Origin of the sequence: Pseudoalteromonas sp. P1-11 (genome assembly GCF_001399995.1) — a bacterium.
Classification (GTDB): Bacteria; Pseudomonadota; Gammaproteobacteria; order Enterobacterales; family Alteromonadaceae; genus Pseudoalteromonas; species Pseudoalteromonas atlantica.
The window spans coordinates 1-14,788 of sequence record NZ_LJSP01000007.1; the positions used below are offsets into that span (position 1 = coordinate 1).

Consider the following 14,788-nt stretch of genomic DNA (forward strand, 5'->3'; position numbering starts at 1 on the left):
TACCAACGTTTACGTGCGGTTTTACGCGTTCAAACTTTTCTTTTGCCATGACGGAACCTATCAGTTTTGTGTATCTAGATTACATATGAAAATAATCCACCAGAGGTAGATTAATTTAATTTTTTCAAATTTCAAATAGTTTTTTCTGACAGATAAAGGAAGTATTCAAGGAGATTCATATGACTGGTGCTGATAGGCAGATTTGAACTGCCGACCTCACCCTTACCAAGGGTGCGCTCTACCAACTGAGCTATATCAGCAACACCATAATTGGAGCGGGCAGCGGGAATCGAACCCGCATCATCAGCTTGGAAGGCTGAGGTAATAGCCATTATACGATGCCCGCTTTAGGAACCTGTTCTTAAACTACCTCTAACCGTCAAGAATAAAGTGGTGGAGGGAGCTGGATTCGAACCAGCGAAGGCTGAGCCGTCAGATTTACAGTCTGATCCCTTTGGCCGCTCGGGAACCCCTCCAATGCAACGGCGCTGATAATAGCAAACTGCGTATTTAAGTAAAGAAAAAAGCTAAAGAAATTTGAAATAAAGCCGATAAATATCTACCAGTTATCATAATCGGCTAAAGACTATGCAAATCGATGGTTTGTTAATCACAGAGAGTCAACTAAAGACTAGGCTAAATAAAAGTGTGCATGAAAATCGCAGAGGCGAATTTTCACTTTTATTAGCGATGCTATCGCACGATGCGCTGGATTTTAGTCAATTTCACTTGCCAAAAAGTGAAACGCATAGTGCTTATGTAGGCGAAGAACAGTTAAGGGAGCGCTTTGGTGCTGGACCAAAGCAATTATTAGCTCCCGAAAAATTTGATATGACCATAGGGCAAGAGCACGCGTCGGTGATTGTTCAACAAGGCGAGCAAGCGGGCATGAAAGCAATAAAATTAAGCCACTGCTTAAACCCTGAGCCACTAGCGATTAGAGATGACAAGTTACATATTCCTTTAACAGTAATCGATAATTGTGAACTATCAGTACGCAGGCGCTTAAATGACACGCACACCGCGCTTGCAAGTCCACAAATGGACGCCGCAGCATTTTATGACGATTTAACTAATGAGGCTATACATAAGCCATTGCTTGTTGCTAACGCATAAAAATAATTTAACACTTGTGCGTTTTAAAAGCCTAAAACACCTTATATTTAATAACCGGTTATGCAATAAAATAGAACAATTCTTTTTTTGTTTAAAAAAAGCATCCACAAATTAAATGCAATTGCTATAATGGCTGCAAATGGTATGACTTGAGTGCCATTATCATTAAATCAAGGTAATTAGGAACGTAATGAAGAAAACATTCACGCTAAATCATGAGAAAATCAAATACCCTCGTATGGTTGATGCTGCAAAGCATGAAGTGAAAAAATATTTGAAAAGAGAGCGCAATAAAACGCTACCTGTTGAAGCTGATTACTGGGCGTTTGACTGTAAGTTTGGCACAAGTGCCGATGATGCCGAAGTTGTTCACGTAGCTGAAATTAACAACAAGATCAGCGAAATCGAAAAGCAGGCGCTTACTTCGTTCTATGTTGAGATTTTAGCTAGACCTGCGCAGCGTGAATCGTTCGATCTAGATGATGATGAATAAACCAATAGCAATATTGTAGAAAATGGACCTAGATGGTCCATTTTTTGTTTATGGCAGTTATTAACATGTTTAGTGGTATAGAGTAGCGCTTAAATAAAAAGCTATTTTTATGCTAAGTGTTTAGCTTATTTTATACACTGTGACACTTTTTATATTTTTTACCGCTTGCACATGGGCAGGGGTCGTTTCTGGCAACTTTTATATCGGCGACCGGATTAATAATACCCTCTAAATAACGCCATTCACCGTCCTCTTTTATAAAGTCTGATTTCTCATCCAACTCACAATATAAGTTTTGGTAAAAATAATACGCGTTAAAGGCAACATAACCTCGCTCATCACTTTGCTGCGTATCGCGCACAACTAATTTTACAAAGCGGCAGCTATTGGCAAAGTCAGCAATTTCATTTACTGGGTTTTGTGTTTGTTTTTCTTTGGCGTAAGTTTTAAATACATAAGATGCATTTTTTAATGCATAAGCACTAAAGCGCGAACGCATTAGTTGCTCAGGTGTTGCTGGGGTTTTTATATCAAGATGATAAGGCTGGCAACAGTCACCATAATTAAGCTGACTGTTGCATAAGCAAGCGCTAGTACTGGTTACACTCATAAAATACTAATTAACATAAATTAAAAATGTATTTTACCAAGCTTATTGAGTAAGTGATATTGCTGTAGTGCTGGTTTTTTTAGTAAAGCAAAATAGCTTAGCGCTTCTTTTGTTTAAATTAAGCGATAAATTAACAAGCTGCTGCTCACTTACTATATCGGTCCACGTAATAATGGCTGCAAAGTTACCATTATGAAGTGCTGAATTAAGCACATACTCTAAATTTACTAAATGCTTTTGTCTTATTACAAGCAGTTTGCTGGTATCTATAGAGCAGCTATCTAGCAAGGCTTTACTAGGCACATGGTCGGGCGCAATCAGTAAGGTCCATGCGTTAGAGCTATTGTATTGGTGCAACACTTTTAGCATCTCAAACGTAGCAGAAATTTCATCTTCTACTTTTATTAAGTTTACCGACTCACTTTCATCATGTTGTTGGTAGCTTTTAACGGTTCTTACGGTAATTGGCTGTAGCATAGGTCTCACTCACTGGGTTTATATACAGTACATGTATACAGTAGTTTATACAGTTGTTGTGTGCAAGCGTTTTTTGTTATTTTTTATACAGTTAATGGTTTTAAAAAATAAAGAATAAAAATAACACTTTAAAAACAGTGGGTTATAATTTAAGCCGTGTAAGTGAAAGCTGAGGGTGTTTGCAGTACTGTATAAAGTGTAGCAGCGTTATACAGTACTTAAGGGATGGCTATACAGTTATTTTAGTGTGTTTTACAGTGCTTAGCTGTTAGCTATACAGTAGTTAGTCATTTTTTGGGATTAAGTGGGCAAACTGAATTTGGTGGATTTGCTCATACAAACTGGCTGCATAGCACTGAGCGTCTTTAAGACGTTTGGTGTCGATATATTTTCTTAAATCATCTAAAGCAGCGGTTGCCGGTTCATAGCCTTGGCTGCTGGCTAAACTCAGCCATGCTGCTGCGTGAAATACGCTTTTTGGTACGCCTTGGCCTTTGACAAAAAATAACCCTAAATAAAACTGGGCGCGATGATTTCCGGCCATTGCGGCAAGGCGCATCCACTTAGCTGCCAACGGTGCCTGGTTATGCTTTAAATAATACAGTGCTTTGTTAAGTGTTGTTTGCTCACTTACATCACTATTGTTTTCAGCGCTGTGGTTTGTAGGCTGTGTTACAAAATCTAAAATATTGTTTAATTGCTGCTCTAAGTCTTGTCCGCTAGGCTGAGTCTTATTCATATATTTTCTTTTTTATAGTTTCTACGTCAACAGTTTAGTATATCGCAAGGTAAAATGTCCTGTTTATACTTAATTTTATGGTAAAATCACGTCACTTTTTACTATCACAAGTCTATTATGCTCGAAGCTCTATTTAAACTCCGCGAAAATAACTCCAATGTGCGACGCGAAAGCATTGCTGGAATCACTACTTTCATTACTATGGTTTACATTGTATTTGTAAACCCTGCAATGCTTGCGGAAGCAGGCATGGATCAAGGTGCTGCGTTTGTTGCTACCTGTATTGCGGCTGCTATTGGCTGTTTTATTATGGGATTGTGGGCTAATTACCCTTTAGCACTTGCGCCGGGCATGGGTTTAAACGCATTTTTTACTTACGGTGTTGTACTGGGCATGGGTTATAGCTGGCAAGCTGCATTAGGTGCGGTATTTATGTCTGGTTGTATATTTTTAATATTAAGTTTGTTTAAGGTCAGAGAGTGGATAATTAATGCTATCCCTCTGGTTTTAAAGCAGGCTATTGCCACTGGTATTGGTGCGTTTTTAGCGTTAATTGCGCTTAAAAATGCAGGCATTATTGTTTCAAGCCCAGCTACATTAGTACAGCTTGGCGATATTACTTCGGCAGGTCCTTTATTAGCTATTTTAAGCTTTTTTGTCATTGCTGCTTTGCTTTATCGTGATATAAAAAGCGGCGTACTTATTAGCATTTTGCTAGTAACGGGCATTGCGTTAAGCCTCGACTTAGTTGAGTACCACGGCGTAATGTCAATGCCACCGTCTATTTTACCTACCTTCATGCAACTTGATTTTGCAGCAGCCTTTGAGCTTTCTATGCTGAGTGTAATCTTTGCGTTTTTGTTTGTTGATTTATTTGATACATCAGGCACGTTAGTTGCTGTAACTCAAAAAGCAGGCTTAGCCGATGAAAAAGGCAATATGCCACGTTTAGGGCGTGCTTTAAGTGCCGATAGTACAGCTACTATTGCGGGTGCAATGTTAGGTACTTCTACCACTACTTCTTATATTGAGTCTGTGGCCGGTGTATCGGTTGGTGGGCGTACTGGCTTAACAGCTGTTGTTGTGGGTATATGCTTTTTACTAATGATGTTTTTTGCGCCGCTTGCGCAAATGGTGCCGGCTTATGCAACAGCGGGTGCTATTTTATACGTTGCGGTATTAATGCTGCAAAACCTTAAGTTTGTAAACTGGGATGACATGAGCGATGCAATTCCGGTAAGTGTGGTACTACTTATGACGCCGCTTACATTCTCTATTGCGCACGGTATTGCTCTTGGTTTTATATCGTACACTGCGGTTAAAGTACTGTGTGGTAAACGCGATCAGGTTAGTATTAGCGTGTGGATTTTAACAGCGTTATTTATTATCAAGTTTGCATTTTTATCGTAATAGCTAATACCCATTCTTTTAGCTAAGAGGCTTAGTTTGAGGGTGGGTAAACATTTATTATTTAGTGGCTATCGCTTATGCCACTGCATTGTTATACCTTGCGTATCTATGTTGTGGTAAATGAGCGTTTATAACGTAGTTAGCGCTAGGTAGTGCCTCAAAATACGTTAGTATTTACCCATTGGTAAAAACAGCTTAACAGATACAAAAAAGCCCATACATTATGTATGGGCTTTCTTTTGGGTATTTAAAATTACCATTTCTTTTTAGGTGCAAATAATACGTCTAAGTCATCTTGCTCTGCTTCTGCTTTTTTCTTTAAGGCAGTGGCATTTGATGCTTTTAGTTCGGTGCTTATTTCTTCTAAATAGGCTTCAACTTCTTGGCGTTTTGCGTTTACGTATTCATCAGAATAGGTAACGGCACTAAGTGTGGCATAGGCTTTTTCAAAATATTGCCTAGCAGAGCCCACCATGCTCGCTGAGCGAGCAGATAAACCGCGTTTAATTTGACTTTCTATGTTAATTCTAAGTTGTAACTTTTCAAGGCGTTTATCTTCTGCTGCAAATACTTGGCTATCAACACGGCCTTTACTGTGCTCAGAGCGCATAATAACTCTAAGCTTTTTTATACCCTGAATTAACGAGACTAACTGCTTATCGTTACTTGGTAACGATAAATTGTCGCTGCTATTACCTTGTACTGCACCACTTAGCTTTTCTTTAGCTTCGTTCATTCTGCTTTTTAATGCTTTAGAATTAGGTGAATGGTTCACCATAGCGTTTAGTGCTTCGTAACATCTACGTTGTAAAACGCGTATAATGTTTTCAGAAAGCGGTATATTAGCGCTATTCATAAGTGCTTCTTCGGTTTCTTCAATTATCGCTTTTTGTTTTGTTAATTCTTTGCGACGTTCAATTTCTTGCTTTTCTTTGTGCTGCTGTACAGCGCTTACCCACAGTGCAATCACTATCAGTGCCACTATAAGCACAATTATAATCGAAACGATCATGGCTTAATTCTCGGATTCATAATCTATTTTTTTATATTACATCAAATATATGCTTTGAGGGTAGCTTTGCGCTGATTAACTTAAAAATATGTTAAAAATTAGATATAAGAATAATGTATTATAAGTTGAACCTGAATAAACATCGCTATCTGCAGCGGGTTTATTATGCTAGCCTTAATGCTTAAATAATGAAAATATACGTGCTTACTTTGCCAAGTTTTAACTAAATTAAGCTTGGTTTTGCTTAGTATTACCATCATATAAGCTTAATAATAACGTTAAAAACTGCAACCATGAAATTACAACAACTTAGATACATCGTAGAAGTTCAAAACCATAAGCTAAACGTATCAGCAACTGCTGAGAGTTTATTTACCTCACAGCCTGGTATATCTAAACAAGTGCGCATGCTTGAAGATGAGCTAGGTGTACAAATTTTTGGCCGCAGTGGTAAGCATTTAACGCATGTTACAGGTGCCGGCGAAGAAATAATCAACATTTCTCGCGAAATTTTATCTAAAGTCGAAGGTATAAAAGCGGTTGCTAATGAGCACACGCTGCCTGATCAGGGTAAACTAAATATAGCCACTACACACACGCAAGCACGTTATGCTTTGCCTAGTGTTATTCAGGGCTTTATGAAAAAATACCCAGCTGTTTCGCTGCATATGCATCAAGGTACACCACAACAGATTTCTGATGCGGCAGCGCGCGGTGACGCAGACTTTGCCATTGCAACTGAAGCACTTCATTTATACTCAGATTTAGTTATGCTGCCTTGCTATCATTGGAACCGCAGCATTGTGGTGGCAAAAGATCATCCTCTAGCACAAAAGGCCGACAATTTAACCGTTGCCGATATAGCGCAGTATCCGCTTATTACGTATGTATTTGGGTTTACTGGGCGCTCTGAGCTTGATAAAGCATTTAACGCGCACGGCCTTGAGCCGCACATTGTGTTTACTGCAACCGATGCCGATGTAATTAAAACTTATGTAAGGTTAGGGCTAGGTGTGGGTGTAGTTGCCTCAATGGCTGTTGATCAATTAAGTGACACAGATTTAGTGTGTATTGATGCCAGCCATTTATTTGAAGCTAGCACAACTAAAATTGGCTTTAGAAAGGGCAGTTTTTTACGTACTTATATGTATGACTTTATTGAGCGTTTTGCCCCGCATTTAACTAAAGAGCGAGTAGAGCGAGCCAGCTTATTACGTAATCAAGATGATGTTGATGCGTTATTTGCCGACATAGAACTGCCGGTAAAATAGTAAGACTTTTTAAGTATAAATACTAAAAAACCGCGTATTGCTAAAATACGCGGTTTTTTGTTTTTATACGCTTAACATTCAATAATGTTTACCGCTAATCCACCGCGAGCGGTTTCTTTATATTTGGTTTTCATGTCGTTACCGGTATCGAGCATGGTTTTAATCACTTTATCAAGCGACACCTTTTGCTCGCCACTGCCACGTATTGCTAGGCGAGAGGCATTAATTGCTTTAATGGCGCCCATGGCATTGCGCTCAATACACGGTACTTGTACCAATCCGCCTACAGGGTCGCAGGTTAGGCCTAAATTATGTTCCATGCCTATTTCGGCGGCGTTTTCAACATGTACTACATTACCACCAACAATTTCGGTGAGTGCGCCGGCAGCCATTGAACAGGCAACACCTACTTCACCTTGGCAGCCTACTTCTGCGCCCGAAATAGAGGCATTTTTTTTGTATAAAATACCAATAGCCGCTGCGGTTAATAAATAGCGTGTGGCTATGTCGCGGTCCACTTCTTTAATAAATGTGTGGTAGTACATTAAAACGGCCGGCAATATACCCGCAGCACCATTTGTTGGCGCCGTGACTACGCGCCCACCCGCGGCATTTTCTTCATTTACAGCTAAGGCAAATAAATCCACCCAATCCATTGCTCTGAGTGGGTCATTACTCACTTCTACATTTAGCTTTAAATACAAACTAGGTGCACGGCGTTTAACTTTTAAACCACCTGGTAAAATTCCCTCGGTGCGCATGCCACGTTCAATACAGGCTTTCATTACTTGCCAAATATTAAACAACTCGTCTTTAATATCGTCTTCTTTGCGCAGCGTTTTTTCGTTATGCATCATTAAAGTAGATACACTAAAGCCTGATTCTTTACACAGCTCTAGTAAATCTTTTGCACTTTCGAACGGGTAAGGAGCCGGGTTTTGTTCGCGTATATCAAGGGCTGCTTGTTTTTCGTTTTCAAATTCTTCATCGGTAACAATAAAGCCGCCGCCAATAGAGTAGTACACTTTGCTATATACTTTTTCGCCATTATTTGAGGCAATAATTTCCATGGCATTAGAGTGCTTAGGTAAGGTTTTACGGCGATGAAAAACAATAGCCCCTTGCTTAGGAAAATTCGCTTTATGGGTTTGGTTGAGGTATATCACTTGTTCTTTTTCAATGGTGGCAAGGATATCGTCAACTAAATCGGCATCTATTGTTTCTGGGTCGTAGCCGGCAAGCCCTAATATAACGGCTTTACCAGAGCCATGGCCTACGCCGGTTTGACCCAGTGAGCCATAAAGCTCTACCTTTATATCGGTAACAGAGGTTAAAAGTTGTTGCTCTTGTAGGTCATTAACAAATAAGCGCGAGGCACGCATTGGGCCAACGGTATGTGACGACGATGGGCCAATACCAATGCTAAACATATCAAATGCACTGATCATACTATGGGTCTCTACTTTATTTACTCAGCCCGAAAGCTGTTCTTTGAACGGTCGAGTATCATAACGTTAATTCTATATTATGTAACTATTTGGCCGTAAGTTTTACACTGGTAGGGCAAGCTGTTTTGTAAAGTTTTTTATAATGCTAGCCGTTGCTCCCCACAATAATCCGTGCGGTGTACTAAACCCTTGCAAGGTGATGGTTTTGCCAAAACGTTGAAAAGGAATAGGCTGCCAATTGGCCTCGTTTGAAAGCTGGGTAAGCGACAGTAAAAAGCTAGCTTGCACTTCATTAAAATCGTTCTCCCATACTGTGTGTTCATCAAGTAAACCCACAAATGGGCTAATGCTAAAGCCTGTTAGGGTCGAGTATTGTGGCAGCTGCCCGAGCACTTTAACATTACTTGGCGCTATATTAAGCTCTTCGTGTAGTTCTCGAAGCGCTGTGGTGCGCAGGTGTTTATCGCTTTGCTCAAATTTACCGCCGGGTAAACAAATTTCCCCAGGGTGATGATGTAAATAAGTAGGGCGTTTGCACAATAAAATATGCGCGTGGTTATCAACATCAATAATAGGCAGCATAACCGCACTGGCACGCTTTTTACGGGTATCTTTTATTTGATTTGGCGCGGCAGTAGGGCTTAGCTGAAACCGCGCCATAATATGTTCACTATTCAAAGCGTTCTACTGTTTTAATAAAGGAAGTATTTTATTCACTTTATCGTATGTTTCTTGGTATTCCAATTCGACTTTAGAATCAGCGACAATACCACCACCGGCCCAGCAATAAATGTGTTCGTTATGACAAACCAATGTGCGGATTGTAATACTGGTGTCCATATTACCGCAGGCGCTTAAATACCCTATAGAGCCACAGTAAATACTACGCCTATGAGGCTCTAGCTCTTCAATTATCTCCATAGCTCTAATTTTAGGCGCGCCGGTGATTGACCCTCCGGGAAATGCTGCTTCAAGTTGATCAACACACGTTTTGCTCTCATCCAGTTCTGCCGTTACGGTACTCACTAAGTGATGCACTGCCGGAAAGCTCTCAATAGCAAAAAGTGAGGGCACCTTTACAGAGCCAGGTTTTGCAACCTTACCTAAATCGTTACGCAGTAAATCAACAATCATTACATTTTCTGCGCGGTCTTTGGTTGAGTTTTCAAGGGCTCTGGCTTGCTGTTGGTCGGCGATTGCATCTGCCATGCGTGGCAAAGTGCCTTTGATGGGTTTTGTTTCAACTATATTGTCGTGAACTGCAATAAAGCGCTCTGGCGATATTGATAAAATGGCGCCACGTGGGTGGTTAATAAAGCTAGAAAATGGCGCTTTATTAGCCTCACGTAATACTTTGTAGGCTTGGAAAGGGTCGCCTTTAAAACCGGCACTAAAGCGCTGTGCTAGGTTGATTTGATAGCAATCACCACTTTTTAAATAATCTTGTATTTGCGCAAATTTGTCAGCGTATTCATGCTCACTCATATTTGAGTGCCAATCGCTGGTGAGCGAAAACTGTGCTGGTACTATATCGTTTGCTAAATATTGCTGGTAAAGCGCTAAACGATTCACTTCAGGTTGAGAAACGTAAAACCAGCTTTGCTGGTGTTTATCAAATATCAGCGCATCTAAATAAAGGCCAATGGCCATTTGTGGCAACGTTATATCGTGTTTTGCCGTGCGTGGCATGTACTCAATAATACGCCCTAAATCGTAACCAAAATAACCAAGCCAGCCGCCATTAAAAGGCAGGTTATTAGCGGCTTTTTGCCCGCTAAGTTTACTTAGTTCTTCGTTCATTATTGTAAAGGGGCTACGCGAGTCAAGCTGCTGATTAAATACGCTTTGATTATTGTTTACTTCTAAAATAGCGTGAGGCTTTATCGCAATAATATCAAAGCGACTATTTATGTGCTCGCTATTGGCTGAGTCTAGTAATACGGCATAGGGTAAATGCGCAAAATGCGCGAAAACATCAATGCAGTTTTGTGTTATGGCTAATTTTACACAATTTTTTTCATTGTTTAGCATTTACTGCCCCTTTAAGAACTGGCTCGAAACGGGCTGGGAGGGTATCATAAGTCAAATTTTTTTGGCAGCGTTTAGTATCAAATCTACGTTGTAATTAAAACAGTGCAAACCACCGTCACCGGTTTGGTATAGATTACGCTTAAGCGTAACGCTAACTTAAGGAACCACTATGAGTACAATCCGTCAGCAAGACTTTATTGATAGCATTGAAGATGCGTTGCAATATATCTCTTTTTATCACCCCCTTGATTTTGTTCAAGCGCTAGAAAAAGCCTACAACAAAGAACAAAGCAAGGCTGCAAAAGATGCAATCGCGCAAATTTTAATTAACTCGCGTATGTCGGCTGAAGGCAAGCGTCCATTGTGTCAAGACACGGGTATTATTACCTGTTTTGTAAAAGTAGGGATGGATGTTAAGTGGGATAAAACAGATTTAACCGTACAACAAATGGTTGATGAAGGCACACGTCGCGCATATTTAAATCCAGATAACCCACTACGAGCGTCTATTGTAGCTGACCCTGCTGGCACACGTAAAAACACTAAAGATAATACCCCTTCAGTTGTACACATTGATTTAGTGGCGGGTGGCGAAGTAGAAGTAATGGTTGCAGCGAAAGGCGGCGGCTCAGAGAACAAAAGTAAAATGGTTATGCTAAACCCATCTGACGATGTAGCTGCATGGGTAGAAAAAACGCTACCGACAATGGGCGCTGGTTGGTGCCCGCCAGGCATGCTAGGTATAGGTATTGGCGGAACCGCCGAAAAAGCAGCGGTAATGGCAAAAGAGTCGTTAATGGACCCGGTTGATATTCATGAGCTTATGGAGCGCGGTGCAGAAACAACTGAAGAAAAACTGCGTTTAGAAATTTTTGAACGTGCTAACAAGCTAGGTATTGGCGCGCAAGGTTTAGGTGGTTTAACCACGGTTGTTGATATTAAAGTAAAAACAGCGCCTACGCATGCGGCATCAAAACCTGTTGTGATGATCCCTAACTGTGCAGCTACGCGCCACGTACACTTTACACTAGACGGCTCAGGCCCTGCAGATTTAAAAGCACCTAAGCTAGAAGACTGGCCAGAAGTGACGTTTGAAGTAGGTGAAGGAACTCGCCGTGTTAATTTAGATACGTTAACTAAAGAAGACACCCGCGAGTGGAAAATGGGAGAAACTGTTTTACTCTCAGGCACTATTTTAACAGGCCGTGACGCTGCCCATAAACGCTTACAAGATATGATCAATTCAGGTGAAGGTTTACCTGAGGGCGTTGATTTCGATAATAAGTTTATTTATTACGTTGGCCCAGTTGATGCTGTGGGTGATGAAGCTGTAGGCCCTGCAGGCCCTACAACTGCAACACGTATGGATAAATTTACCGATATGATGCTAGAAAAAACCGGCATTGTAGGCATGATAGGTAAAGCTGAGCGTGGTCCTGCTACAGTTGAGTCGATTAAAGAGCATAAATCGGTTTATTTAATGGCTGTAGGTGGTGCGGCATACTTAGTATCTAAAGCAATTAAAAAAGCACGCGTGGTTGCCTTTGAAGATTTAGGTATGGAAGCAATCTACGAATTTGAAGTAGAAGATATGCCAGTTACGGTTGCCGTAGACAGCGAAGGTGCTAACGCACATACGCAAGGCCCTGCAATTTGGAAAGCTAAAATTGAAGAGCTAGACGGCAAGCTTAAATAAAGGTTTACGTAATCTAATAACAAAGCGAGCTTAGGCTCGCTTTTTTTGTATTTGTTTTATGAAATATTAAAAAAGCGCAAATTGCCCCTTCAAATAAACACCTCAGACCAGTTGTAGTAAATCTGCTTTTTTCTTCATAAACCTATACACTGTGCGCCTTTGCTGGGAGGAGAGCTGTGTAATACAAGGTTTACACTTAGCATTACCTTTACGTTCACGTAAGTGTGGGGGCGCTTTTTAACGGTGTTGTTAGCTTTAAATTTAATTTTATATGCTTTTTGTTGAATTTTATATCCATATTTTGTTGCTATTTAGATTTATTAATTCACAAGGCTCGCTTTTTACGGGTTTAACTTCTCATTATGTGGCACCCTTAAAAATGAAGTGGTAAAGTTTCGTCAATTTCCAGCGCTCATCCCTCTCACGGGTAAACTATTTTGGAGTAATTACAGTGGCTGTGTTTAATCAAGCTGAATTTGATAACCACGAACAAGTGGTTTTTTGTTCTGACGAAGCGTCAGGTTTAAAAGCAATTATTGCCGTACATAATACTAACCTTGGCCCTGCTGTTGGTGGTTGTAGAATGTGGGACTATGCCAACGATGAAGATGCCGTTTACGATGTTTTACGTCTCTCAAAAGGGATGACCTATAAAAATGCGGTTGCTCGCCTACCGTTTGGTGGTGGTAAATCGGTTATTATTGGCAATGCAAAAGAGATTAAATCAGAGCAGTTATTTCGAGCTTTTGGTCGTCAATTAGAGCGATTAAATGGCCGTTACTATTCTGCCGAAGATGTAAACATTACATGTGATGACGTTGCATTAATGAATAAAGAAACGAATTATGTATTGGGCTTGGAAGGGAAAAGCGGTAACCCGTCACCTTTTACAGCTTACGGTACGTTTTTAGGAATTAAAGCGGCATTACAGCACCAACGCGGACATCAAGATTTTGCGGGCATTAAAGTGGCTGTACAAGGTTTAGGTGCAGTCGCCTATGGTTTATGTAAGCATTTAGCCCAAGCTGGTGCAAAGTTATTTGTAACAGATATCAATCAAGATGCTGTAGAGCGCGTAGTAAATGACTTTGGTGCTACGGCGGTGGGTATTGATGAAATTTACGACCTTGATGTTGATGTATACGCACCTTGTGCATTAGGTGCCACCATTAATGATGAAACCATTGCACGTATTAAGGCAACCATTATTGCTGGGTGTGCTAATAATCAGCTAGCGCAGTCTCGTCACGGTGAAGTACTTCGTGAAAAAGGTATTTTGTATGCACCCGATTACGTTATTAACGCTGGTGGCATTATTAATGTGTATTACGAAACTGCACCACAAGGCTACAGTGAGGCGGCGTCTAATAAACATGTCGAAGGTATTTTTGATACCTTAACCGAAATATTCACCCGTAGTGAAAAAGAGCAAAAATCAACGCATTTGATTGCCGATGAGTTAGCGCAAGAGATAATTCAAAACGGCCTGTAAATTTACCCGTTTATTTAAACTAAGGCGTACAGTGGTACGCCTTTTTTGTTTATACTCTATGGCGTGGTAATTTTTGTGGCCAAGACCCTCAAGGCAATGCGGCCTAATCGTTAACGACAAGCTTATGGATATTATGACGGATACAAATGCCTTAATGGAGCCCATCGACCTTGATACATGGCCTCGCCAACAACACTTCGAATTATTTAAAAACTTTACCCAGCCATATTTTAATGTGTGCGTAACACTTAACGCCAAGCCTTTATTTGAATATTGTAAACATAATAAACTGTCTTTTTTTCAAGCATATGTGCATGCCACATTAAAAGCTTGCCACGCTTATAACCCGATTATGCTAAGAATTATTAATGACCGTCCATGGCGATTAAAGCAAGTAAGAGCCAGTGTGGTAGAGCTTGCTAGTGATGATTCGTTTATATTTAGTTACTTTAATTATTCGCCTTGCCTTGAAGAATTTGCTCAGCACGCCACAGCTATAAGCGCCAATGCTAAATCTCAACCGTTATTTTCTCAGGCGTTTAATCAAACCGAAGGGCAGGCCGATTTGATACATATATCGGTTTTACCTTGGCTGAACTTTAGTAGTTTTTCGCATGCCTTTAGTGAAGGGAAAAGCTTAGGTATTCCTAAATTTGTGTTTGGTCAATACGATAAAACCACGGGCCTAATGCCGTTTTCGATTGATGTGCATCATTCGCTAATGGACGGTTTACACGTCGCAGCGTTTATAAACGTATTACAAAACAATATTGACGACTTTTGTAAAGATTAATTGAATTTAGTTAATGCAATGTATTTATTTGCTATGGTAGTATTTTTAGTTAGATAGGCGATATAAGTTAATTTGTAACGATTAGCTGATACGTTTACGACATTAAGTTTTAGCGACTTATTTAAGGTGCTTTTTAGCACGTATTATTAGTTGTTTACGCTATTGTTTAGTTTTAACTAATGCGCTTTTAGCGCTTAAAC

General features: G+C 40.2%; 14 protein-coding genes and 3 tRNA genes. 7 read left to right on the forward strand and 10 right to left on the reverse strand.

The window, feature by feature from the left end:
- Positions 1–184: 184 nt before the first annotated feature.
- The 3 genes from AN390_RS13120 to AN390_RS13130 form a co-directional block, all read right to left on the reverse strand.
- Positions 185–260: transfer RNA gene (locus tag AN390_RS13120), tRNA-Thr, on the reverse strand.
- Positions 261–271: 11 nt separating this feature from the next.
- A tRNA-Gly gene (locus AN390_RS13125) sits at positions 272–346 on the reverse strand.
- A 45-nt stretch (positions 347–391) separates the two neighbouring features.
- Positions 392–476 (reverse strand) — tRNA-Tyr (locus AN390_RS13130).
- A gap of 112 nt (positions 477–588) precedes the next feature.
- Between AN390_RS13130 and AN390_RS13135 the strand changes: the two genes are divergently transcribed.
- Positions 589–1,116: a VC2046/SO_2500 family protein gene (locus AN390_RS13135; protein WP_055254978.1), complete on the forward strand. Its 528-nt coding sequence runs from the start codon at positions 589–591 to the stop codon at positions 1,114–1,116.
- A gap of 190 nt (positions 1,117–1,306) precedes the next feature.
- Positions 1,307–1,609 (forward strand): DUF6172 family protein, encoded by a 303-nt coding sequence (locus tag AN390_RS13140; protein WP_004589192.1) that lies wholly within the window; start codon positions 1,307–1,309, stop codon positions 1,607–1,609.
- A gap of 130 nt (positions 1,610–1,739) precedes the next feature.
- Here the strand turns inward: AN390_RS13140 and AN390_RS13145 are convergent, their stop codons facing one another.
- From AN390_RS13145 to AN390_RS13155, 3 genes are all read right to left on the reverse strand, one after another.
- Positions 1,740–2,219 carry a YchJ family protein gene (locus tag AN390_RS13145; protein ID WP_055254980.1) on the reverse strand — a complete coding sequence of 160 codons (480 nt, stop codon included), beginning with the start codon at positions 2,217–2,219 and terminating at the stop codon, positions 1,740–1,742.
- A 42-nt stretch (positions 2,220–2,261) separates the two neighbouring features.
- Positions 2,262–2,696 (reverse strand): SulA-like leucine-rich domain-containing protein, encoded by a 435-nt coding sequence (locus AN390_RS13150; RefSeq protein ID WP_024032354.1) that lies wholly within the window; start codon positions 2,694–2,696, stop codon positions 2,262–2,264.
- A 283-nt stretch (positions 2,697–2,979) separates the two neighbouring features.
- Complete coding sequence (locus AN390_RS13155; RefSeq protein ID WP_055254982.1) at positions 2,980–3,435, reverse strand: tetratricopeptide repeat protein; 456 nt, start codon at positions 3,433–3,435, stop codon at positions 2,980–2,982.
- Between the two features lie 117 nt (positions 3,436–3,552).
- Here AN390_RS13155 and AN390_RS13160 point away from each other — a divergent pair, with 117 nt between their 5' ends.
- Positions 3,553–4,845 carry an NCS2 family permease gene (locus AN390_RS13160; protein WP_004589400.1) on the forward strand — a complete coding sequence of 431 codons (1,293 nt, stop codon included), beginning with the start codon at positions 3,553–3,555 and terminating at the stop codon, positions 4,843–4,845.
- A 253-nt stretch (positions 4,846–5,098) separates the two neighbouring features.
- On the opposite strand, the gene AN390_RS13165 is transcribed toward AN390_RS13160, so the two are convergent.
- Positions 5,099–5,857, reverse strand: coding sequence for a hypothetical protein (locus AN390_RS13165; protein WP_024032356.1), 759 nt, complete (start codon positions 5,855–5,857; stop codon positions 5,099–5,101).
- Positions 5,858–6,150: 293 nt separating this feature from the next.
- Here AN390_RS13165 and cysB point away from each other — a divergent pair, with 293 nt between their 5' ends.
- Positions 6,151–7,128 (forward strand): HTH-type transcriptional regulator CysB, encoded by a 978-nt coding sequence (gene cysB / locus AN390_RS13170; RefSeq protein WP_004589402.1) that lies wholly within the window; start codon positions 6,151–6,153, stop codon positions 7,126–7,128.
- Between the two features lie 71 nt (positions 7,129–7,199).
- Here cysB and AN390_RS13175 read toward each other — a convergent pair whose 3' ends face one another.
- From AN390_RS13175 to pabB, 3 genes are all read right to left on the reverse strand, one after another.
- Complete coding sequence (locus AN390_RS13175; protein WP_004589403.1) at positions 7,200–8,576, reverse strand: L-serine ammonia-lyase; 1,377 nt, start codon at positions 8,574–8,576, stop codon at positions 7,200–7,202.
- A gap of 102 nt (positions 8,577–8,678) precedes the next feature.
- Positions 8,679–9,254 carry a CoA pyrophosphatase gene (locus AN390_RS13180; protein WP_055254984.1) on the reverse strand — a complete coding sequence of 192 codons (576 nt, stop codon included), beginning with the start codon at positions 9,252–9,254 and terminating at the stop codon, positions 8,679–8,681.
- 6 nt (positions 9,255–9,260) lie between these two features.
- Entirely contained in the window at positions 9,261–10,607 is a 1,347-nt protein-coding gene (gene pabB, locus AN390_RS13185; protein WP_055254986.1) for an aminodeoxychorismate synthase component I, read from the reverse strand.
- Between the two features lie 169 nt (positions 10,608–10,776).
- On the opposite strand from pabB, the gene AN390_RS13190 reads away from it, so the two are divergent.
- From AN390_RS13190 to AN390_RS13200, 3 genes are all read left to right on the forward strand, one after another.
- Positions 10,777–12,303, forward strand: a complete 1,527-nt coding sequence (locus AN390_RS13190; RefSeq protein ID WP_004589406.1) for a fumarate hydratase — start codon at positions 10,777–10,779, stop codon at positions 12,301–12,303.
- Positions 12,304–12,754: 451 nt separating this feature from the next.
- The gene (locus AN390_RS13195) at positions 12,755–13,795 is read left to right on the forward strand and encodes a Glu/Leu/Phe/Val dehydrogenase (RefSeq protein ID WP_024033350.1); all 1,041 of its coding nucleotides are present in this window, start codon (positions 12,755–12,757) and stop codon (positions 13,793–13,795) included.
- A gap of 154 nt (positions 13,796–13,949) precedes the next feature.
- Positions 13,950–14,588 carry a chloramphenicol acetyltransferase gene (locus tag AN390_RS13200; protein ID WP_095206778.1) on the forward strand — a complete coding sequence of 213 codons (639 nt, stop codon included), beginning with the start codon at positions 13,950–13,952 and terminating at the stop codon, positions 14,586–14,588.
- Positions 14,589–14,788: the final 200 nt, after the last annotated feature.